Below are 20,899 nucleotides of genomic sequence, written 5' to 3' on the forward strand. Positions count from 1 at the left end.
CACGATACGTCCTAACGGGCCAGTTTGGTCAACCTCTCGACAGTCTCGCCGTACTCCCTCAGCAGGTCGGCCATCACCTCGGCGACCGGGCGCACCTCGTTCATCCGCCCGACGACCTGCCCGACCGGCATCGACACCACCGACGGGTCGTCGGACCGGGCGATGCGCTGGTGCGCCTCGCTGACCAGCAGGTTCTGCAGCGGCATCGGCAACGGTTCCGGCGCGCCCGGCTCGGCCCAGGCCTCGGTCCACCTGGTCTTCAGCAGGCGCGCGGGCTTGCCGGTGTAGATGCGGGTCCTGACCGTGTCGCTGGAACCGGCCGCCAGCAACGCCTTCTGGGTGAGCGGGCTCTGCGTGTACTCGGCCGTGGTGAGCCAGTACGAGCCCATCCAGACCCCGGACGCGCCGAGCGCCATCGCGGCGGCCGCCTGGCGGCCGGAGCCGATGCCGCCCGCGGCGAGCACCGGGACGTCCACCGCGTCCACGATCTCCGGCACGAGGACCATCGTCGCGACCTCACCCGTGTGGCCGCCGGCCTCGTAACCCTGCGCCACCACGATGTCGACGCCGTTGGCCACGTGCCGGCGGGCGTGCTCGGCCTTGCCCGCGAGGGCGGCGACCGGGATGTTACGAGCGTGCACCAGATCGATGACGTCGGTGGGTGGTGAGCCCAGCGCGTTCGCGATCAGCCGGATCGGATGCTCCAGCGCCACGTCGACGTGCGACCGCGCCACCGAGTGCAGCCAGCCCAGCACTCCCTCGCCGCCCTCGCCGTCCGGCAGCGGTGGCACGCCGAGCTTCAGCAGCGTCTGCCGCACGAAGTCCTTGTGGCTCTGCGGGATGAGGCCGGCGAGGTCGATCTGCGTGCCTTCCTTCGGCACGGTGGCGGGCATGACGATGTCGACGCCGTACGGCTTGCCGTCGGTGTTCTCGTCCATCCACGTCAACGCGCGGTCGAGGTCCTCCGCGTCGTTGAACCGCACGCACCCGAGGACACCGAGCCCGCCCGCCCGGCTGATCGCCGCCGCCACCTGCTCGGACGGCGTGAAGCCGAAGACGGGGTGCTCGATGCCCAGCTCGTCACACAGGCTGGTGCGCATGGTCCTCCACGTGGCGCTGGGCCCACTGGTAGTCGGGTTTGCCGCTCGGGGTGCGGCCGATCTCGTCGACGAGCCACAATGAACGCGGCACCTTGTAGCCCGCGAGCGTCTCGCGCACGTGAGCGTCCAGTTCGGACAGTGTCGGCGTGGCGCCGTCGCGCGGCTGGACCAGCGCGCCGACGCGTTGGCCGAGCAGGTCGTCCGGCACGCCGATGACGAGCGCGTCGAACACGTCCGGGTGCGACTTGAGCGCCGCCTCGACCTCTTCCGGGAACACCTTCTCGCCGCCGGTGTTGACGCAGGTGTTGCCGCGCCCCAGCAACGTGATGTCGCCGTCATCCTCGAACCGCGCGTAGTCCCCAGGCACCGTGAACCGCTTGCCGTCGACCTCGACGAACATCCGCGCGGTCTTCTCGGGGTCCTTGTAGTAGCCGATCGGGATGTGGCCGCCGCGCGCCAGTTTGCCGATGACGCCGGGCTCCGGTTCGAGCTTGTTGCCGTCGTCGTCGATGACGATGGTGTCCTCGTTGAGCTTCACCTTGGTGCCGTCGGTCTTCACGATCTCCTTGGGCACCGCGCCGATGCCGGTGGACCCGGTCTCGCTCGACCCGATCGACTCCAGCAGTGTCGTGTGCGGCAGGAGTTCCTGATACTGCTTCTTCACGGTGTAGGAGAACAGCGCGGCACTGCTGTTGAGGATGAACAGCGACGACCCGTCGTACTCACCGCGCTGGAACTCCTCGATCAGCGGCCGGCCCATGGCGTCCCCGGTGATGACGGCGACCTGGACCTTTTCCCTTTCGATCACCTGCCAGATCTCGGCGGGGTCGAACTTGGGCACCAGCACCACCGTGCTGCCGCTGAACAACGCGCCCAGCACCGCCCACTGCGCCGCGCCGTGGATCAACGGTGGCAGGCACAGCCGCACGAGCCCGTAGTCCTTGCCGGACTTGGCCTGGTGCCACTCGTCGGTGAGCCGTTCGCCGGTGACGAAGTCGATGCCGCCGCCGAGCGTGCGCCACACGTCCTCGTGCCGCCACAGCACGCCCTTGGGCATGCCGGTCGTGCCGCCGGTGAACAGGATGTAGAGGTCGTCGGGACTGCGGGGCCCAAAGTCGCGCTCGCCGGACTCCTCGCCGAGCGCCGTCTCGTAGTCCGCGCCCGCGAAGGGCTCGTCGCTCTCGTCGTCGATCACGACCGTGTGGCCGGGAGCGCCGACCTCCGCGACCAACGGCGAGTACCGCCGTTCGTGTACGAGCGCCTTCAGGTCCGCTTCGCCGAACAGGTACTGCAACTCGTTCTTGGTGTAGCGGTAGTTCACGTTGATGGCCACGGCACGCAGCTTGTAGACCGCGAGCATGGCCTCGACCAGTTCGATCGAGTTGCGCGCGTAGAGCCCCACGTGCGCACCCTGTGTCACGCCGTTCTTTGCCAGATGGTGAGCCAGTTTGTTGGCTCGTGACTCAAGTTCGGCGTAGGTGACCCTCTTGGTCCCGCACACGAGCGCGGTCCGGTCGGGCACGGTGTCGGCGGCGTGTTCAACGAGGTCTGCGACGTTGAGGGCCATGGTAGGCAAAGTAGAACGTGTTACTGTTCTGGACAATCCCCCGTGCGGTCAGACTCGATCCAGGAGGCGCGCGAATGACGACCACGACGGAACCACACGCGTTGGTGGACTTGGTCGGCAACGTCCTGGTCGTCACGATGAACCGCCCGGAGGTCCGCAACGCGTTGTCCGGACCCATGCTGGCGATCATGCGCGAGGCCTGGGACCGCGTGGACTCCGATCCGGACGTGCGGGTCTGCATCCTCACCGGCGCGGGCGGCTCGTTCTGCGCGGGCGCCGACCTGAAGGCCATGACGTCCAACCACCCCAGTGAGAACGCGGGGAAGTTCGACTTCTCCGTCATCGAGCCGTTGCTGAAAGGTCGGCGGTTGACGAAACCGCTCATCGCCGCGGTGGAGGGCCCCGCGGTCGCCGGCGGCACGGAGATCCTGCAGGCGACCGACATCCGCGTGGCCGGCGAGAGCGCGCGGTTCGGCGTCTCCGAGGCCCGCTGGGGCCTGTTCCCGCTCGGCGGCTCGGCGGTCCGGCTGCCGCGCCAGATCCCGTACACCGTCGCGGCCGACCTGCTGCTGACCGGGCGGCACATCAAAGCGGCCGAGGCCAAGGAGATCGGGCTCATCGGGCACGTCGTGCCGGATGGCCAGGCGCTGTCACGGGCTTTCGAACTGGCCGCGCTGATCACGGCGAACGGTCCGTTGGCGGTACGCGCGATTCTGCGGACCATGCGGGAGACCGAGGCCATGCACGAGAACGAGGCGTTCACAGTGGACGCTCGGCTCGGGATGGAGGTGTTCTCCAGCGAGGACGCGAAGGAGGGTCCCCGCGCGTTCGCCGAGAAGCGCAAGCCGGAGTTCAAGGGCCGCTAGCCGGTGCCGCGACCACACCGACTCGTTCGCATCCGTAACACTTCGTGACGGCCCGCCGATCTGCCCCGTACCGAACATCGTCAGTGCGGGGCAGGGGCCAGTTTTGAACCACTCTGATCAGTCGACCGAGAACGTGGCGGACGGAGACATCGGCGGCACGTTGTTCCAGGCGGGGTCGATCGGCGGCGACGTCTACTGGGGCGCCCCCGCCAAGCCCCGGTGGCGCAAGGCACGCTGGTACCTGGGCATTCCGGCCGCAGCGGCTGTCGCCGGTGCCGCGACGATGGTGTTCGAGCTGGTGACGCCGGACGAGTCGGTCAACGAGAAGCCCGTGGCCGCCACCAGTTCCGCCGCGGCCGGGACCACCACGACGTCCTCACCGTATGTCACAACCAGTGCGCAGGTTCCCGCGACCACAGCCGGCACGGTCCGTCCGGCGCCGCCTGGACTCACTCCGCGGCCGAGCAGCGGCGCCCCGGTCACGCCGATGCCTCCCACCACCATGACCACGGTCGTCCCCGTGGCCGCACCGCCGTTCACGGGTACCGGTGTGCGCTTCAGCGGCGAGCTGCGGTTCGGCAGTTTCCACCTGGACCGCGCCCAGCCACGTGACGTGCCGGAGTCGAACGTCTGGGCGCTCACCCCGACCCGCCTGCACGGCGACCCCGGCTACTGGCTGGCGGAGTGGCACAGCGACGGCGTGCCGGGACGGGAGGAATGCGCCACCCACCTCGCAACGCGGTCCACCCAGGACGCGGAGAACGTCTTCGTGGGCAGCCGGGTGTGCGGGAAGACGCCCGAGGGCCGGATCTTCCGGATCGAGGTCTCCGCGATGGACGGCAGCGCGATCACCGGCCAGGTCACGGTGTGGGAGTAGCTCGACCAGCCCGAACCCCAGGCCGCCGCACTCCTTCGGCCACCTGGCGCCGAGCTCCTATCAGATGTCGTTGGCGGCGATGTACCCGAAAGTCATGGCGGGTCCGATCGTCGACCCCGCACCGGCATAACTCCGCCCCATCACGGCAGAACTGACGTTGCCCGCCGCGTACAACCCCGGGATCACCGAACCGTCCGGCCGCAGCACGCGCGCACGGGCGTCGGTCACCAGACCGCCCTTCGTGCCGAGATCACCCGGCACGATCTTGAAGGCGTAGAACGGCGGCGCCCACAGCGGCGCGAGGCACGAGTTCGGGATCACCGCCGGGTCGGTGTAGTAGTGGTCGTAGGCGCTGTCGCCGCGCTTGAAGTCGGGATCCCTGCCGGTCAGCGCCTGGTTGTTGAACCGGCTGACGGTGGCCTTCAGTGCGGCGCCGGGAACACCGATGGCGGAGGCGAGGCCGTCGAGAGACCAGTTCCGCACCACGGCACCGGACTGGTACCACCCGTCCGGCAACGGCAGCGCCGGCGCGACGTCGGCGAACAGGTACCTGTTGCGGTAGTTCTGGTCGACGACCAGCCAGGCGGGGATGCACGGGTCCACGGGGTTCTTGTCGTACATGACGTGCACGACGTCGCTGTAGGGCGCGGCCTCGTTGACGAACCGCCGGCCCGCCGCGTTGATCATCAGGCCGCCGGGCAGGGTGCGTTCGGCGAGGCAGAAGTACGGCGAGCCGGGCGTCGGGATGGCCGGGCCCCACCACGCGTCGTCCATCAGGTCGAGCGCGGCGCCGGCCCGCTCGCCCGCGCGGTGGCCGTCGCCGGTGTTCTCCTTCGCTCCGACCGTCCACTCGGTACCGATCGGCTGGCGCTGGTACTGGGCGCGCATCGCCGCGTTGTGCTCGAAGCCGCCGGAACCCATGATCACGCCGCGCCGGGCGCGCACGAGCCCGCGCGAGGTCAGCACTCCCCTGACGGCGCCGTTCTCCACGACCAGGTCCTCGAGCCCGGTGCCCAGCCAGACCGGCACCTGAGCCTGCATCAGGCCGGCACGCAGACCGCCCGCCAGCGCCTGCCCCATCGTCAACGGTTTCTGGCCGGCCAGCGCGGCCGCCGCCCCCCGTGCCAAAGCCGCGGCGGCCGTCGCCGCGCCCTTCGCGTTGACCAGGGCGAGCGCGAGCCACTTGTAGTCCGCGCCGTAGATGACCATGCCCGCGGGCGTGGCGAGGTAGGGCGCGTTCAGGTTCGCGAGCTCGGCGCCGAGGATGCGGCCGTCGATCATCTCCGGCTCGATCGACCGGCCCCGCGCGATGCCGCCGGGGAACTCCGGGTAGTAGTCGCTGTAGCCGTCCATGTGCCGGAAGCGCAGCGGGCTGTTCCGCATCACGAACGAGATCATCCGCGGCCCCTGCGCCAGATACGCCTGCTGCCGCGCGGCGGGGATGTCGCCGACGACCGCCGCGAGGTACTGGGCCGCCTTCGCCGGTGTGTCCGGCACACCGGCCGCCAGGATCACCTCGTTGTTGGGGATCCAGATGCCCGCGCCGGACCGTGCGGCGGAACCGCCGTAGGTCGGCGCCTTCTCCACGACCACACAGCTCAGGCCGCGTTTGGCCACGGCCAGCGCCGCGGTCATGCCGGCCGCGCCCGAACCGACCACCACGACGTCGAACTCGCCGAGCGGGTCCGCGCCGGCGGAAGAGGGCCTGACGAGCCCCGAGGCCAGCGCGAGACCGGCTCCGGCGAGCACCTGACGGCGGTTCAGGTTCATGGGGTCGCTCCCGACATCGTCTTGCGGTGGTCCCAGCTGGCGGTCCTCGTCGGACGGAAGATCACGGCGACGCGCCGCGACATCGCCTTTCGCAGCGCCTCACGCGCCGTGTCGTCGTCGCCGACCTCGCCGAAGTTGCGCGCCACCACGGCGTCGACGACCCGGCCGAGGTCGGGGGTGAACTCGGTGACGCCCTCCATGTGCACGCCGCGCAGCTGGTCGTAGGTCTCCCCGGCCTCGGCCAGCACGCTGCAGCGCGGATCCCGGCGCAGGTTCACGATCTTCTGCGACTTGCGGTCGGTGCAGAACACGAGCTCGCCGTCCACCCACGCGAACCACATCGGCGCGAGGTGCGGCAGGCCGGTGCGGCCGATGGTGGCGACGATCAACGTCTTCTGCTCGCCCAGGAACGCCTCGACCTCGGCCGGCGTCATCCTGATCAGGTCACGCACGGTCCCTCAGCTTTCGCTTGTAGAGCTTGCCGTTCGGGTCGCGCGGCAGCTCGGCCAGGTACTCGATCGTGCGCGGCAGCTTGAACTTCGCGAGACGCGTGCGGGCGAACTCCAGCAGCTCCTCGGTCAGCGCGTCGTCCGCGACGACCCCGTCCGCGGGCTGCACGACGGCCTTGATCGCCTCGCCCCAGTCCGGGTGCGGCACGCCGAACACCGCCACGTCCGCGACCTTGGGGTGGCACACCAGCTCACCCTCGATCTCCGCCGGATAGATGTTCACGCCACCGGAGATGATCATGTCGTTCTTGCGGTCGCACAGGAACAGGTAGCCGTCCTCGTCGAGGTAACCGATGTCCTGCAACGTGAACAGCTTGCCCACCCGCGCGGACCGGGTCTTCTCGGCGTCCTTGTGGTACTCGAAGGTCGAGTCGCCCATCCGCATGTAGACCAGGCCCTGCTCGCCCACGGGCAGCTCGGTGCCGTCCTCGCCGAGGATCTTGATCTCGGACGTCGGCCAGGGCAGGCCGACGGATCCCGGTTTGCGCAGCCATTCCTGCGCGGTGATCGCGGTGCCGCCGCCCTCGGTGGCCGCGTAGTACTCGATCACGACCGGCCCCCACCAGTCGAGCATCCGCCGCTTGACCTCGAGCGGGCACGGCGCCGCGCCGTGGATCATCGCGCGCAGCGACGACATGTCGTACTTGGCCTTGACCTCGTCCGGCAGCGCCAGCAGCCGGTGGAACTGGGTCGGCACCATGTGGCTGTGGGTGACCTTGTGCCGTTCGATCAGCCGCAGCATCTCCTCCGGCGCCCAGTGGTCCATCAGCACCGCAGTGTGGCCGAGCTGGATCGAGATGACGACGAAGTTGAGCACCGCCGTGTGGTAGAGCGGCGACCCGCACAGGTGGACGTGGCCGTCGTGCGGCTTGATGCCGAAGATGCCGAAGAACCAGGCGGCGGACGGCGGCACGGCGTCGGGGTCCGCGCCGGTCAACGGCCTGCGCACGCCCTTGGGCCGCCCGGTCGTGCCGGACGTGTAGAGCATCGGCGACCCGGTGGTGCGGCGGTCGGGCCGGCCTTCCTCACCTGCACCGAGCGTGGCCAGCGGCGCGAACTCCGGGATCTCACCGACCGCGAACCGCGCGCCGGTGGGCAGGCTCGCCGCAGCTTCGGAGGCCGCCTCCGCGAACCGTTCGTGCGCAACGAAAGCCTTGGCACCGCTGTCCCGCACGAGGTACGCGACCTCGGCCCCGGTCAGGTGCCAGTTGGCCATCACGACGTAGAGGCCGGTCTGGTAGGCGGCGAAGTACACCGCCACCAGTTCGGCGCTGTTGGGCAGCATCAGCACGATGCTGTCGCCGGGTTCCAGGCCCAGCGACCGGAACCCGCGCCCGTAGCGGTTCGCGGCGTCCGCGAGCTCGGAGTAGGTGATCTCGCGACCACTCGGATCGACCAGCGCGGTCAGGTCCGGCTGATCGGCGGCGATGTTCCAGAGTCCAGTGACCACACCCTCAAAGTAGAACGCGTTTCACCTACTGACAAGCCTCCGAGACGGCCTTGATCGAGGCAACGTCGCGGCATCCGACGAGCAGCATCGTGACGCCCGCCTTCTCCCAGCGGCCGATCTCCTCGCGCACGTGCTCGGCCGTGCCGACGATGCTGATCTCGGCCACCAGCTCGTCCGGAACCACCTGCGCCGCCTCGTCCTTGCGCCCGGCCTGGAAGAGCTTCCCGACGTCCTGGACGACCTCGCCGTATCCCATGCGGGTGAACACCTCGGCGTGGAAGTTCATCCCCGGCGCGCCCATTCCGCCGATGTACAAAGCGACGAACGGCTTCAGCATCGCCCGCACCGCCGCGGGTTCGTCCGTCACGACGACCTGACAGGTGGCCGCGACCTCGAAGTTCTCCCTGCTACGTGCCGGATCCTTCTGGCGCGATTTCGCGAACCCCTCGTCCAGCCACTCGTCGTACATGCCGGCGAGCCGGGGCGCGTAGTAGATGGCGAGCCAGCCGTCCGCGATCTCGGACGTCAGCGCGACGTTCTTCGGCCCCTCCGCGCCAAGCCAAATGGGCAGGTCAGCGCGCAGCGGATGGGTGATGGGCCTGAGCGGCTTGCCGAGTCCCAAAGCGCCCGGCCCCTGATAGGGCAACGGGTAGTGCGGGCCGTCGTTGCGCACCGGCGCCTCGCGCGCCAGCACCTGCCGCAGGATCGACACGTACTCCCTGGTCCTGGCAAGGGGTTTGGCGAACGGACGGCCGTACCAGCCCTCCACCACCTGCGGCCCGGACACGCCCAGTCCGAGCACGAACCGCCCACCGGACAGGTGGTCCAGGGTCAGCGCGTGCATCGCGCAGGCCGCCGGTGTGCGCGCCGACATCTGCACGACCGACGTGCCGAGCCGCACCCGTCGCGTATCGGATCCCCACCACGCCAACGGGGTGAAGGCGTCCGAGCCCCACGCCTCGGCGGCGAACACCGCGTCGAAGCCGAATTCCTCCGCCGCCGCCACGAGAACGGCCGCGTTCCGAGGCGGACCGGCGCCCCAGTACCCGAGTTGCAGACCGAGCTTCATGCACCCATCTTGCCACCATTTCGAGAACCTGTTTCACTTTGATCTGTGACTCGTCCGCCGGAGACAAGACCCCTCAGTGCTCCCCTCGACGTCGGCTTCGACTACACGCGCTCCCTCGGCCCGACGCTGGGCCGGTTCCTCTCGGATCTGCGCCGCCGCAAGGTGACCGGCATCCGCGGCAGTGACGGGCGCGTGCACGTCCCGCCGCTCGAGTACGACCCGGTGACCGCCGAACGGCTCTCGGAGTTCGTGGACGTGACGGCGACCGGTGTCGTGCGTGGGTGGTCGTGGATCCCCGAGCCGCTCGAAGGCCAGCCGCTCGACCGGCCGTTCGCGTGGGCGCTGATCCAGCTCGACGGTGCCGACACCTCGCTCCTGCACGCCGTGGACGCGGGTTCGCCGGACCAGATGTCGACCGGAACACGCGTGCGGGCAAGGTGGCGTGGCGAACGCGTCGGCGCGATCACGGACATCGAGTGCTTCGAGATCTCCGGCGAGCCCGCCGATCCCCCGGCCGAGGCGGACGACGTCACGATGGTGACCACGCCGGTGAACCTGCACTACACCCACTCGGCCTCACCGACGGAGGACCCGTTCCTGCGCGGCCTGATGGAAGGCCGGCTGATCGCCCAGCGCTGCCCGGTGTGCGAGAAGGTCTACTTCCCGCCGCGCCCGGCCTGTCCCGTGGACGGTGTGCCGACGACGGACCAGATCGAGCTGTCCGACCACGGCACCATCACGACGTTCTGCGTGGTCAACGTTCCGTTCCTCGGCCAGCGCATCCCACCGCCGTACGTCTCGGCGTACGTGCTGCTCGACGGCGCGGACATCCCGTTCCTGCACCTGCTGCTCGGCGTCGCGCCCGAGGACGTGCGGATGGGCATGCGCGTGGAAGCGGTGTGGAAGCCACGCGAGGAGTGGGGTCCGACGATGCAGAACATCGACCACTTCAAGCCCTCCGGCGAACCGGACGCGCCGTTCGACTCCTACTCCCAGCACCTGTGAGGCCCACGTGCGTGACATCGCGGTAGTCGGCTTCGCGCAGACGCCCTGCGTGCGCGAGACCGACGGCACCACCAACGGCGTCGAGATGCTGGTGCCGATCTTCCACGAGGTGCTCGGCGGCCTCGGGCTCACCAAGACCGACATCGGCTTCTGGTGCTCGGGCTCCTCGGACTACCTGGCCGGGCGCGCGTTCTCGTTCGTCTCCGCGGTCGACGCGATCGGCGCGTTCCCGCCGATCGCCGAGTCGCACGTCGAGATGGACGCCGCCTGGGCACTCTACGAGGCCTGGGTGAAGCTGCTCTGCGGCGAGGTCGACACCGCCCTGGTCTACGGCTTCGGCAAGTCGTCGGCGGGCGAGCTCCGCCGGGTCATGGCGATGCAGCTCGACCCCTACCTCGTGACACCGCTGTGGCCGGACTCCCTCGGCCTGGCCGGAATCCAGGCGCGGATGGGCATCGAGAACGGCCTGTGGGACGAGCGGGCGATGGCGGCGGTGGCCGCGCAGAGCCGTTCCGCCGCCCTGTCGAACCCGCTGGCGCAGCTGTCCGGCGAGGTCGACGCCGAGGAACTGCTCGCCCTCCCCTACGTCGCGGACCCGTTGCGGCGGCACGACTGCGCACCGATCACCGACGGCGCGGCGACGATCGTGCTGGCAGCGGGCGACCGCGCACGCGAACTCTGCGAACGTCCGGCGTGGATCACCGGCTTCGAACACCGCACCGACTCCCCGTCGTTCGGCACCCGTGACCTGACCACCTCACCCTCCGCCGTGGCCGCGGGCAAGGCCGCCGGTGCCGACGGGATCGAGGTGGCCGAGCTGCACGCGCCGTTCACGCATCAGGAAATCCTGTTGCGCCAGGCACTCGGGCTCGGCGACGACGTCACCGTCAACCCGTCCGGCGGCGTGCTCGCGGGCAACCCGATGTTCGCGGCCGGGCTGGCGCGTATCGGCGAAGCCGCAAGGCGGATCCACGACGGCTCGGCGACCAAGGTCCTCGGCCACGCCACCAGTGGACCGCTCCTGCAACAGAACCTCGTCTGCGTCATGGAAGGACGGGAGTAGATGCGACCGGCAGCAGTGGTCGGCACCGGCCAGACGCACCACGCCGCGAAACGCCTCGACGTGTCGATGGCGGGCCTGTGCCGCGAGGCGATCGACCGCGCGATGGCCGACGCCGGCGTGGACTGGCCGGACATCGACGCCGTGGTGCTCGGCAAGGCACCGGACCTGTTCGAGGGCGTGATGATGCCCGAACTGTTCCTCGCCGACGCCCTCGGCGCGGTCGGCAAACCGTTGCTGCGCGTCCACACCGCGGGCTCGGTGGGCGGCAGCACCGGCAACGTGGCCGCGTCCCTGGTCCAGTCCGGCGTCCACGACCGCGTCCTCGCCGTGGCGTTCGAGAAGCAGTCCGAGTCCAACGCCATGTGGGCGCTCTCCGTGCCGACCCCGTTCACCATGCCGGTGCACGCGGGCGCGGGCGGCTACTTCGCCCCGCACGTCCGCTCCTACATCCGCCGAGCGGGCGCCCCCGAACACGTGGGCGCGATGGTCGCCGCCAAGGACCGCCGCAACGGCGCCCGCAACCCCTACGCCCACCTCAAACAACCGGACATCACCGTCGAGTCGGTCCAGGCCTCCACCATGCTGTGGGACCCGATCCGCTACGACGAGACGTGCCCCTCCTCGGACGGTGCCTGCGCGGTCGTCATCTCGTCCGAACCGGCCTCGGGTCGTGCCGCCTGGATCCACGCGACCGCGATGCGCACCGAGCCCACGACGTTCGCCGGACGCGACCAGGTCAACCCACAGGCAGGCCGCGACGCCGCACGGGCGCTGTGGAAGCAGGCTGGCATCACCGACCCGCTGTCCGAAGTGGACGCGGCCGAGATCTACGTCCCCTTCTCGTGGTTCGAACCGATGTGGCTCGAGAACCTCGGCTTCACCGACATCGGCCAGGGCTGGAAACTCACCGAGGCGGGCGAGACCGAGATCGGCGGCCGCCTCCCGGTGAACCCGAGCGGCGGCGTCCTCTCGTCCAACCCGATCGGCGCCTCCGGCCTGCTCCGCTTCGCCGAAGCAGCCATGCAGGTCATGGGCACCGCAGGAGACCACCAGGTGGACGGCGCACGAGTAGCACTGGGCCACGCCTACGGCGGCGGCTCGCAGTTCTTCGCCATGTGGGTAGTCGGATCGGAGAGGCCATGAAGTTCACCGTCGGCATCGCCATGAGCCCACTGGACCAGCTGACCGAACTGGCCCAGTGCGCCGAGGAGTGCGGCTACTCCTCCATCGCCCTCCCGGACTCCCTCTTCTTCTCGGAGAAGGTCTCCGCCGACTACCCCTACACCCCAGACGGCTCCCGCATGTGGAACGCCGACACCCCCTGGGTGGACCCGTTCGTGGCCGCGGCCGCCATGGGCGCCGTCACGTCCCGCATCCACTTCTACACCCAGGTCCTGAAACTGGGCTCCCGCAACCCTTTGCTGCTAGCCCGCCAGGTCGGCTCGGTGGCCCACATGACCGGCAACCGCTTCGGCTTCGGCGTGGGCCTGGGCTGGTCACCGGAGGAGTTCGAGTGGTGCGGCGCCCCGTACAAGAACCGCGGCCCGCGCGTGGACGAGATGATCGACGTCCTCAAACTCGTCCTCGGGGGCGGCATGGTCGAGTACCACGGCGACTACTTCGACTTCGACCGCCTGCAAATGTCGCCGGCCCCCACGTCCCCGGTCCCGTTCTACGTCGGCGGCCACTCCCCCGCCGCTCTGAAACGCGCCGCCCGCGTCGGCGACGGCTGGACCTCAGCGATGATCAAGTTCGAGGACCTGAAGTCGGTGATCGCCCAGCTGACCGATCTCGGCTGCTTCGAACGCCCCTTCGAGATCCAGGCAGTGTGCATCGACCGCTTCGGCCTGGACGGTTACAAGCAGCTCGCCGAGATCGGCGTGACCGACACGATCGTGGTGCCCTGGCTGTTCTACGGCGTCGGCTTCGACGGCAGCCTCCAAGCCAAGAAAGACGGACTTCGGCGCTTCGCCGACGAAGTGATCGGAGAGTTCGCATGACCGCAGTGACCTGGACGGCCTCCAAGACCGAAACCCCGGCCCGCGCGGCCTCGTGGCGTTCCATGGAGGCAGTCTCGAGCGGCAAAAAGGACGAGTGGCTGGCCCTGTTCGCCGAGGACGCGATCGTCGAGGACCCCGTAGGCCCCTCGATGTTCGACGCAGAGGGCAAGGGCCATCACGGCAAAGAAGCAATCTCCGCCTTCTGGGACCTCGCGATCGCCAACGTCGAACGCTTCGAGTTCGCGATGCACGACTCGTTCGCGGCAGGCTCCGAGTGCGCCAACGTGGGCACGATCTCCGCGTTCCTCCCCGGCGGCGCACGCGTGGACACCGAGGGCGTGTTCGTCTACAACGTGGGCGAGGACGGCCTGATCAAGTCGATGCGGGCGTTCTGGGAGACCGAACGGGCCCTGGCCACCCTCCGCACCGAGTCCTGAACCAGCTCCATGGGGGGAGCTTTCATGAACCTGAGGTTCATGAAAGCTCCCCCCATGGACTTCGCTAGGCGTACTGGACGCGGAACTCCTTGATGCCGTTGAGCCAGCCCGACCGCAGGCGTCGCGGCTCGGCCACCTGCCTGATGTTCGGCATGGCGTCGGCGATGGCGTTGAAGATGAGGTCGATCTCCAGCCGGGCGAGGTTGGCCCCGATGCAGAAGTGCGCCCCACTGCCGCCGAACCCCAGGTGGGGGTTCGGATCCCGGGTGATGTCGAACTTCTCCGGCTCAGCAAAAACTTCCTCATCGAAGTTGGCGGACGAGTAGAACATCCCCACCCGCTGCCCCTGCTTGATCTCCACCCCACTCAACTCGGTATCCGCCATCGCGGTCCGCTGAAACGACACCACGGGCGTAGCCCACCGAACGATCTCGTCCCCAGCAGTAGCGGGCCTCGAATCCTTGAACAACTCCCACTGCTCAGGATGATCAAAAAACGCCTTCATCCCATGAGTGATCGCATTACGAGTGGTCTCGTTGCCGGCCACAGCCAGCAACAACACGAAGAACCCGAACTCCTCCGAGGCGAGCCCGGCCCCGTCCACGTCCGCCTGGACGAGCTTCGTGACGATGTCCGACCGTGGACACTTCCGCCGGTCCTCGGCCATCGTCCACGAGTACCCCAGCAGCTCGGTGGCCGCTGCCAGCGGCTCGATCTCGAACTCGGGGTCGTCGTAGGCGATCATCTGGTTGGACCAGTCGAAGATCTTCCTGCGGTCCTCCTGCGGGATCCCGATCAACTCGGCGATCGCCTGCAACGGCAGCTCGCACGCCACGTCGGTGACGAAGTCCCCGCTGCCCTTCTCGAGCGCCTCCGCCACGATCCGCTCGGCGCGCTCGGTCAACGCGTCCCGCAGACTGTTGACCGCACGAGGGGTGAACCCGCGGGAGATGATGCCGCGCACCTTCGTGTGCGTCGGCGGGTCCATGTTCAGCAGGAGCAGCCGTTGCATCTCGATGTTGTCGCGCGGCATGTCGTCGCGGAACCGGATGATCGCGGTGTTCTCGCGGCTGGAGAAGAGCTCGCTGTTGCGCGAGACCTCCTTGACGTCGTGGTGCCTGGTCACCACCCAGTAGCCCTCGTCGGGGAACCCGCCCTGGCCCAGCGGTTTGGAGTTCCACCAGATCGGCGCGGTCCGGCGCAGTTCGGCGAACTCCTCGAGCGGCAGCCGACTCGCGTACATGTCAGGGTCGGTGAAGTCGAAGCCTTCCGGGATGCGCGGCTTGCCCACAGGCACCTCCTAGGTGGAACGCGTTCTATCCGATTCAAACACGCTTGCGCCTTGTGTTGAAGCCCCCATGCAGCCAATCTGGTCTCACACAGGAACGTGTTCTAGTTTCCAGGCCAAGGAGGCTCGCGTGGGCAGTCCGGTGATCGTGGGAGCGGTGCGCACGCCCATCGGCAGGCGGAACGGCTGGTTGTCGGGCCTGCACGCCGCCGAGCTCCTCGGTGCGGCACAACGGGGATTGCTTGATCGGACCGGTGTCGATCCGTCCACTGTCGAACAAGTCATCGGCGGCACCGTCACCCAGGCGGGCGAGCAGTCCAACAACATCACCAGGACGGCCTGGCTGCACGCGGGCCTGCCGCGGACCACCGGCTGCACCACCGTCGACGCCCAGTGCGGGTCGGCCCAGCAGTCCACGCACCTCGTCGCCGGGCTGATCGCGGCGGGCGCGATCGACGCCGGCATCGCGTGCGGCGTCGAGGCGATGAGCCGCGTGCCGCTGCGCAGCAACATCGGCGAGACCGGTATGCCGCGTCCTGACTCGTGGGCCATCGACCTGCCCAACCAGTTCGTCGCCGCCGAACGGGTCGCCACCCGGCGGGGCATCGGACGCGAGGAGGTCGACAGGTTCGGCGTCCAGTCCCAGAACCGCGCGCGCACCGCGTGGGCGCAGGGACGGTTCACCGCCGAGGTCGTGCCGGTCAAGGTCGGCGAGGACCTCGTGGACACCGACCAGGGCCTGCGGGAGACCAGCCTGGAGGCACTGGCGGCACTCAAACCCGTCGTCCCGGACGGCGTGCACACCGCCGGAACCTCATCGCAGATCTCCGACGGCGCCTCGGCCGTCATGGTCGTCGACGAGGACTTCGCACGTGCGCACGGCCTGAAGCCACGCGCCCGGATCGTCACCCAGTGCCTGGCCGGATCGGACCCGTACTACCACCTGGACGGCCCGGTCGACGCCACCGCACGACTCCTGGAACGCAGCGGCATGAAGATGGCCGACATCGACCTGTTCGAGGTCAACGAGGCGTTCGCGTCCGTCGTGCTCTCGTGGGCCGCGGTGCACCGCCCGAACCTCGACCGCGTCAACGTCAACGGCGGCGCCATCGCGATCGGTCACCCGGTGGGCAGCACTGGCACCCGGCTCATCACGACCGCGCTGCACGAGCTGGAGCGGCGGGACGCGTCCACGGCGTTGATCACGATGTGCGCGGGCGGGGCCTTGGCCACCGGCACGATCATCGAACGGATCTGAGGTCCGCGGCCGGGTACGGCGTCCGCCGGCTCTCGTGCTGGAACCGGCGGTAGAAGTCCTTCATCACCGCGGCGACGTCGTTGTGGCGACTCAGGATCTCGGCGACCCGTGGCGGAACTCCCTTCGCGCGCAACGCGTACGAGAACCACATGACCAGGTGCGTGACCGTGTAGCAGCGGTCGAAGTCCTGGTTCTCGGCGAAGAACGCGGTCTCCTCCCCGGACAGGTCGAACCGGGAGGAGATCGCGAGGCCGTAGTCGGCGAAGTACAGCCGTTCGCCGTCGGTCAGGATGTTCCCGAAGTGGCCGTCGAAGTGCAGCAGGCCACGGGAGTTCATGAACTCCACCCCGGCCGCCAGCTCCCGCTCGACCATCTCGCAGGCACCCTCGAGGTCGTCCTGGGCGTTCAGCCAGTCATGCAGGTTCTGCGGGACATACTCCAGAAATAGCGCGATGCTCGCCCTCGAATCACGCAACGCCTCGATCCGGGGCCGCATCTCAGGTCCCCAGTAGCCGGCCGCCCCGTCCAGCTCTGCCGGAAGCGCCTGCCCGGGGTGCGGCAGGACCCGCCAGTGGTACATCAGCGGGAAGCCCTCGTACTCGCGCGCCAGCACCCAGTCCGTGGTCATGGTGTGCACGGCCAGCTCACGCCAGGCTCCGAAGCCCGGCGACCCGATCAGCCCGACCCCGTAGTGCGTGTGCATGGGCAGGTCGTAGAGATTCGCGGTCGACCCGACGTGCTCCGGCCGCAGCTCCAGGTCGGTCAGCGGCACCCGCTTGACGAACACCGGTGTGCCTTCGACGTCCAGCAACGCCGTGGGGCCGCCGATCCCCGCCCCGATCGGCGTGGCACGGTCCACCAGGTCGCCGAGTTCACGATCGCCGAGCAGCGACAAAGCGGCCGAAACGGCGGCGTGGGAGGCCAGGCGGTGCACCTGACCGAAGCTACCCGGCTCCGTGGACCGGCGTCGGCTGGTCGTCGGCGACCAGCTCGCGGACGGACGTCGCCCAGCTCGTCCGGTCAGGTCGCCGGCATCCTCCACGACCTGCCGGCGTGCGCCGACCTGATCGAAGGGATCGCCTATGACGCCGAGGCCGCGATCGACCGGCTCAGAGACGTTCGATGATCGTCACGTTCGCCTGACCGCCGCCCTCGCACATCGTCTGCAACCCGAACCGGCCACCCGACCGCTCCAGTTCGTGCAGCAACGTGGTGAACAGCTTCGTGCCGGTCGCGCCGATCGGGTGCCCCAGCGCGAGGGCTCCCCCGTTGACGTTCACCCGCCCGAGGTCGATCTTCAGCTCCTTGGCCCAGGCCATGGCCACCGACGCGAACGCCTCGTTGATCTCGAACAGGTCGATGTCGGAGATCGACATCCCGGCCCGTTCCAGCGCGTACCTGGTGGCCCTGATCGGCGCGGTCAGCATGTAGATCGGGTCGGAGCCGCGCGCGGACATGTGGTGCACCCGAGCCCGAGGCGTCAACCTGTGCTCGCGCACCGCCTGTTCCGACACCACCAGCACCGCCGAGGCGCCGTCGGAGATCTGCGACGACAACGCGGCGGTCGTCCTGCCACCCGGCCTCAACGGCCGCAGTGCCGCCATCTTCTCGACGCTCGTGTCCGTGCGCGGGCACTCGTCGGCCGCGATCCCGTTGACCGGCGCGATCTCGCGGTCGAACCGGCCCTCCTTGATCGCGGTGATCGCCCGCAGGTGGCTCTGCAGCGCGAACTCCTCCATCTCGCGCCGGGACAGGTCCCACCGCACGGCGATCAGGTCCGCGGCACGGAACTGGGAGACCTCCTCGTCGCCGTAGCGGTGCTGCCAGCCCTCGCAGCCCTCGAAGGGGCTCACCGTCATGGCCGACCCGATCGGCACCTGCGACATGTTCTGCACGCCGCCCGCGACCACGACGTCGGCCGTGCCGCTCATCACCGCCTGCGCAGCGAAGTGCAGCGCCTGCTGGCTCGACCCGCACTGCCGGTCGACCGTCACGCCCGGCACCTGCTCGGGGAAGCCCGCCGCGAGCCACGACGTCCTGGCGATGTCACCCGCCTGCGGCCCGACCGTGTCCACGCACCCGAAGATCACGTCGTCCACGTCCGTGGGGTCGACGGCCACGCGGTTGAGCAGCGCCGTGATCACGTGCGCGCCGAGATCCGCGGGATGCACGCGGCTCAGTTCGCCGCCACGCCTGCCCGCCGGGGTCCGCACAGCCTCGATGATGTACGCCTCGGCCACGAGGGCCCTCCTTCTACGTCTTGGAGCTCTTCCGGCGGCCGGTGGCGATGCCGTCGAGCAGGATCGCGAGGTACTGGTCCGCCACGGCCTCCGCGGACAGCCCGCCCTCGGGCCGGTACCAGCGCACGGCCACCCACACCGTGTCGCGGATGAACCGGTACGCCACGTCCACGTCCAGGTCGGCGCGGAACACGCCCACGCTCATGCCGTCCTCCAGCGGCATGAGGTGCTTGGACTCGTTCTGGTAGATCTCGACCGCGGCGTGCCGGGTGACGATGGCCTCGAACGACGCCACGACCAGCGCCTTCAACGTCTGCTTCGGACAAATAGGACGAGTGGTCGCCGGCGAGGAACGCGATCACATTCGCGACCTCCCAGGGCTCGGCGGCGCGCCCGAACGCTTCCCGGGACGCCGGTTCCGTCAGCAACTCCTCACTGGTGACCTTGGCCAGGAACGGGTGCGCCGCCAAGCTCGGTGCGACCGCGTTCACCCGGATGCCGTACGCGGCCACGTCCATCGCGGCGCACCGGGTGAGCGCCATGACTCCTGCTTTCGCTGCGGCGCAATGGGTCTGACCCTTCCGTGCCCTCCAGCCGGTCACACTGGAGTTGTTGACCATCACGTCGATCCGGCCGAAGCGCTCGACCGTGTCGTCGACCAGCGCCTGCACCAGCTGCTCGTTCGTGACGTCGCACGGAACCGCGTGATCGGTGCCGAGCGCGTCGTGCTCACGGCCCGGGCCGCCCAGGTCGCGCAACTGCGCGAACTCACCGACGAGGTTGGCGGACAACCATTCCCGCACCTCGCGCCGGAAGGACTCCATGCGCCATACTCTAACCGACCAAGCACTTGCTTTGGATGGCCTTCGGAGGTCACTGTGGCCGTAGATCCAAGCAGGCAAACGGTTTCAGCCTTGCTCGACGGCGCTGCTGCTTCGTACATCGACGCGGAGGCGTTGGTGGACGGGGAGGTTCGCCTCACCTTCACCGAGCTGCGTTCCGCGGTGCACGACGCGGCTCGTGCTCTCGTGGGGATGGGCGTGCGACCGGGCGACAGGGTGGCCTTGTGCGCACCGAACTCCGCGCACTGGGTGGTGGCGGCGCTCGGGGCGTTGCACGCGGGGGCGGCGCTCGTGCCGATCAACACCCGGTTCACCGCGACCGAGACGCTCGACGTGCTGACGCGCAGTGCCGCGCGCGTCCTGCTCGTGGAGGGCGAGTTCCTCGGGCGTGACCGGCTCGCCGAACTGCAAGCTCTGTCACCGGAGCTGCCTCGAGCCGTGCGACTACCCGCCGAGTGGGTCGCTCCCGACGTCGAGCTGCCGGAGATCTCACCGGATCAGCTGTGCGACGTGATGTACACGTCGGGCACGACCGGGCGCAGCAAGGGGGCGATGAGCGCGCATCGCCAGTCGCTCGGGGTGGCCGAGGCGTGGGCCGCGTGCGGTGAGCTGACGTCCGCGGACCGCTATCTGATCGTCAACCCCTTCTTCCACACCTTTGGATACAAGGCGGGGATCCTCGCCTGCCTGCTCAGCGGCGCGACGATCGTGCCTCAGCCGGTGTTCGACGTCGTCGAGACGATGCGGCTGGTCGAACGGCAACGGATCACCGTGCTGCCGGGGCCGCCGACGATCTTCCAGGCGTTGCTCGACCATCCCGACCGCGGCTCGTTCGACCTGTCGAGCCTGCGGCTCGCCGTCACCGGCGCCGCCGTGGTGCCCGTGGTGCTGATCGAACGGATGCGGTCGGAGCTGTCGCTGACCGTGCTGACCGCGTACGGGCTGACCGAAGCCGTCGTCGCGACCATGTGCCGCCCCGGCGACTCGCCCGAGACGGTCGCGCACACGTGCGGGGCGCCGATGGCGGGGTTCGAGCTGCGGCTGGGCGAGCGGGACGAGGTGCTGCTGCGCGGCCCGAACGTCATGCTGGGCTACCTCGGCGATCCGGAAGCGACCGCCGCGGCGATCGACGCCGACGGGTGGCTGCACACGGGCGACGTCGGGCGGATCGACGAGCGCGGATACCTGTCGATCACCGACCGCCTCAAGGACATGTACATCTGCGGCGGGTTCAACGTCTACCCGGCCGAGGTCGAGCAGACGCTGGCGCGGCTGCCGGGAGTCGCGGAGTCGGCCGTGGTCGGGATGGCCGACCCGCGGCTGGGCGAGGTCGGGGTGGCACACGTCGTCACGTCACCGGGATCCGCGCTCACCGCGGACGAGGTGATCGCGTTCTGCCGTGGGCGGCTCGCGAACTACAAGGTGCCGCGCGCCGTCGAGTTCCGTCCCGCGCTGCCCCGCAACGCAATGGGCAAGGTCCTCAAACACCTGCTGAGCAAGGAGAACGCGTGACTTCTCTGAGTAACACAACGCGCAGAACTCGGCGATGACCTACCCG

18 protein-coding genes and 2 pseudogenes are annotated in these 20,899 nt (G+C 69.2%); 9 read left to right on the top strand and 11 right to left on the bottom strand.

Annotation, left to right across the window (positions count from 1 at the left end):
• Window positions 1-11 precede the first annotated feature (11 nt).
• On the bottom strand, window positions 12-1,100 hold the full coding sequence (locus ACRSBM_RS18980; protein ID WP_434444946.1) for an NAD(P)H-dependent flavin oxidoreductase: 1,089 nt from the start codon (window positions 1,098-1,100) through the stop codon (window positions 12-14).
• A complete protein-coding gene (locus ACRSBM_RS18985; protein ID WP_434444947.1) occupies window positions 1,081-2,667 on the bottom strand; it encodes an acyl-CoA synthetase in 1,587 nt (528 codons plus the stop codon). The genes ACRSBM_RS18980 and ACRSBM_RS18985 overlap by 20 nt, the downstream gene beginning before the upstream one ends.
• A 74-nt stretch (window positions 2,668-2,741) precedes the next feature.
• Here ACRSBM_RS18985 and ACRSBM_RS18990 point away from each other — a divergent pair, with 74 nt between their 5' ends.
• On the top strand, window positions 2,742-3,533 hold the full coding sequence (locus ACRSBM_RS18990; protein WP_434444948.1) for a crotonase/enoyl-CoA hydratase family protein: 792 nt from the start codon (window positions 2,742-2,744) through the stop codon (window positions 3,531-3,533).
• A 103-nt stretch (window positions 3,534-3,636) separates the two neighbouring features.
• Window positions 3,637-4,410 (top strand): hypothetical protein, encoded by a 774-nt coding sequence (locus ACRSBM_RS18995; protein ID WP_434444950.1) that lies wholly within the window; start codon window positions 3,637-3,639, stop codon window positions 4,408-4,410.
• A gap of 60 nt (window positions 4,411-4,470) precedes the next feature.
• Here the strand turns inward: ACRSBM_RS18995 and kstD are convergent, their stop codons facing one another.
• Genes kstD through ACRSBM_RS19015 form a run of 4 tightly spaced genes read right to left on the bottom strand, consistent with a single transcriptional unit; the run spans window position 4,471 to window position 9,208 of the window.
• Window positions 4,471-6,180: a 3-oxosteroid 1-dehydrogenase gene (gene kstD, locus ACRSBM_RS19000; RefSeq protein WP_434444951.1), complete on the bottom strand. Its 1,710-nt coding sequence runs from the start codon at window positions 6,178-6,180 to the stop codon at window positions 4,471-4,473.
• A complete protein-coding gene (locus ACRSBM_RS19005) occupies window positions 6,177-6,632 on the bottom strand; it encodes a pyridoxamine 5'-phosphate oxidase family protein (protein ID WP_434444952.1) in 456 nt (151 codons plus the stop codon). Before ACRSBM_RS19005 ends, kstD begins: the two co-directional genes overlap by 4 nt.
• The gene (locus tag ACRSBM_RS19010) at window positions 6,625-8,139 is read right to left on the bottom strand and encodes an acyl-CoA synthetase (RefSeq protein ID WP_434444953.1); all 1,515 of its coding nucleotides are present in this window, start codon (window positions 8,137-8,139) and stop codon (window positions 6,625-6,627) included. Before ACRSBM_RS19010 ends, ACRSBM_RS19005 begins: the two co-directional genes overlap by 8 nt.
• A 25-nt stretch (window positions 8,140-8,164) precedes the next feature.
• On the bottom strand, window positions 8,165-9,208 hold the full coding sequence (locus ACRSBM_RS19015; protein WP_434444954.1) for an LLM class F420-dependent oxidoreductase: 1,044 nt from the start codon (window positions 9,206-9,208) through the stop codon (window positions 8,165-8,167).
• Window positions 9,209-9,253: 45 nt separating this feature from the next.
• On the opposite strand from ACRSBM_RS19015, the gene ACRSBM_RS19020 reads away from it, so the two are divergent.
• Genes ACRSBM_RS19020 through ACRSBM_RS19040 form a run of 5 tightly spaced genes read left to right on the top strand, consistent with a single transcriptional unit; the run spans window position 9,254 to window position 13,713 of the window.
• Window positions 9,254-10,213: a Zn-ribbon domain-containing OB-fold protein gene (locus ACRSBM_RS19020; protein WP_434444955.1), complete on the top strand. Its 960-nt coding sequence runs from the start codon at window positions 9,254-9,256 to the stop codon at window positions 10,211-10,213.
• Between the two features lie 7 nt (window positions 10,214-10,220).
• Window positions 10,221-11,276 carry a thiolase domain-containing protein gene (locus ACRSBM_RS19025; RefSeq protein WP_434444956.1) on the top strand — a complete coding sequence of 352 codons (1,056 nt, stop codon included), beginning with the start codon at window positions 10,221-10,223 and terminating at the stop codon, window positions 11,274-11,276.
• A complete protein-coding gene (locus ACRSBM_RS19030) occupies window positions 11,277-12,419 on the top strand; it encodes a thiolase domain-containing protein (protein ID WP_434444957.1) in 1,143 nt (380 codons plus the stop codon).
• Window positions 12,416-13,276 carry a TIGR03619 family F420-dependent LLM class oxidoreductase gene (locus tag ACRSBM_RS19035; protein ID WP_434444958.1) on the top strand — a complete coding sequence of 287 codons (861 nt, stop codon included), beginning with the start codon at window positions 12,416-12,418 and terminating at the stop codon, window positions 13,274-13,276. Before ACRSBM_RS19030 ends, ACRSBM_RS19035 begins: the two co-directional genes overlap by 4 nt.
• Complete coding sequence (locus tag ACRSBM_RS19040) at window positions 13,273-13,713, top strand: nuclear transport factor 2 family protein (protein ID WP_434444959.1); 441 nt, start codon at window positions 13,273-13,275, stop codon at window positions 13,711-13,713. The genes ACRSBM_RS19035 and ACRSBM_RS19040 overlap by 4 nt, the downstream gene beginning before the upstream one ends.
• A 64-nt stretch (window positions 13,714-13,777) precedes the next feature.
• On the opposite strand, the gene ACRSBM_RS19045 is transcribed toward ACRSBM_RS19040, so the two are convergent.
• The gene (locus ACRSBM_RS19045; protein ID WP_434444960.1) at window positions 13,778-15,004 is read right to left on the bottom strand and encodes a cytochrome P450; all 1,227 of its coding nucleotides are present in this window, start codon (window positions 15,002-15,004) and stop codon (window positions 13,778-13,780) included.
• A 127-nt stretch (window positions 15,005-15,131) separates the two neighbouring features.
• Here ACRSBM_RS19045 and ACRSBM_RS19050 point away from each other — a divergent pair, with 127 nt between their 5' ends.
• The gene (locus ACRSBM_RS19050) at window positions 15,132-16,259 is read left to right on the top strand and encodes a steroid 3-ketoacyl-CoA thiolase (protein WP_434444961.1); all 1,128 of its coding nucleotides are present in this window, start codon (window positions 15,132-15,134) and stop codon (window positions 16,257-16,259) included.
• Here the strand turns inward: ACRSBM_RS19050 and ACRSBM_RS19055 are convergent.
• The 4 genes and pseudogenes from ACRSBM_RS19055 to ACRSBM_RS19070 form a co-directional block, all read right to left on the bottom strand.
• On the bottom strand, window positions 16,243-17,193 hold the full coding sequence (locus ACRSBM_RS19055; RefSeq protein ID WP_434444962.1) for a hypothetical protein: 951 nt from the start codon (window positions 17,191-17,193) through the stop codon (window positions 16,243-16,245). The two genes, ACRSBM_RS19050 and ACRSBM_RS19055, sit on opposite strands and share 17 nt — an antisense overlap.
• A 175-nt stretch (window positions 17,194-17,368) precedes the next feature.
• Entirely contained in the window at window positions 17,369-18,499 is a 1,131-nt protein-coding gene (locus tag ACRSBM_RS19060) for an acetyl-CoA C-acetyltransferase (RefSeq protein WP_434444963.1), read from the bottom strand.
• A gap of 13 nt (window positions 18,500-18,512) precedes the next feature.
• Window positions 18,513-18,821, bottom strand: a pseudogene (locus ACRSBM_RS19065) (TetR family transcriptional regulator); the annotation flags it as partial.
• Window positions 18,820-19,236, bottom strand: a pseudogene (locus ACRSBM_RS19070) (SDR family oxidoreductase); the annotation flags it as partial. The pseudogenes ACRSBM_RS19065 and ACRSBM_RS19070, both read right to left, overlap by 2 nt.
• Window positions 19,237-19,377: 141 nt before the next feature.
• Between ACRSBM_RS19070 and ACRSBM_RS19075 the strand changes: the two are divergent.
• Window positions 19,378-20,853 carry a FadD3 family acyl-CoA ligase gene (locus ACRSBM_RS19075; RefSeq protein WP_434444964.1) on the top strand — a complete coding sequence of 492 codons (1,476 nt, stop codon included), beginning with the start codon at window positions 19,378-19,380 and terminating at the stop codon, window positions 20,851-20,853.
• Window positions 20,854-20,899: the final 46 nt, after the last annotated feature.

Source organism: Lentzea xerophila (assembly GCF_051094245.1).
GTDB classification, from domain to species: Bacteria; Actinomycetota; Actinomycetes; order Mycobacteriales; family Pseudonocardiaceae; genus Lentzea; species Lentzea xerophila.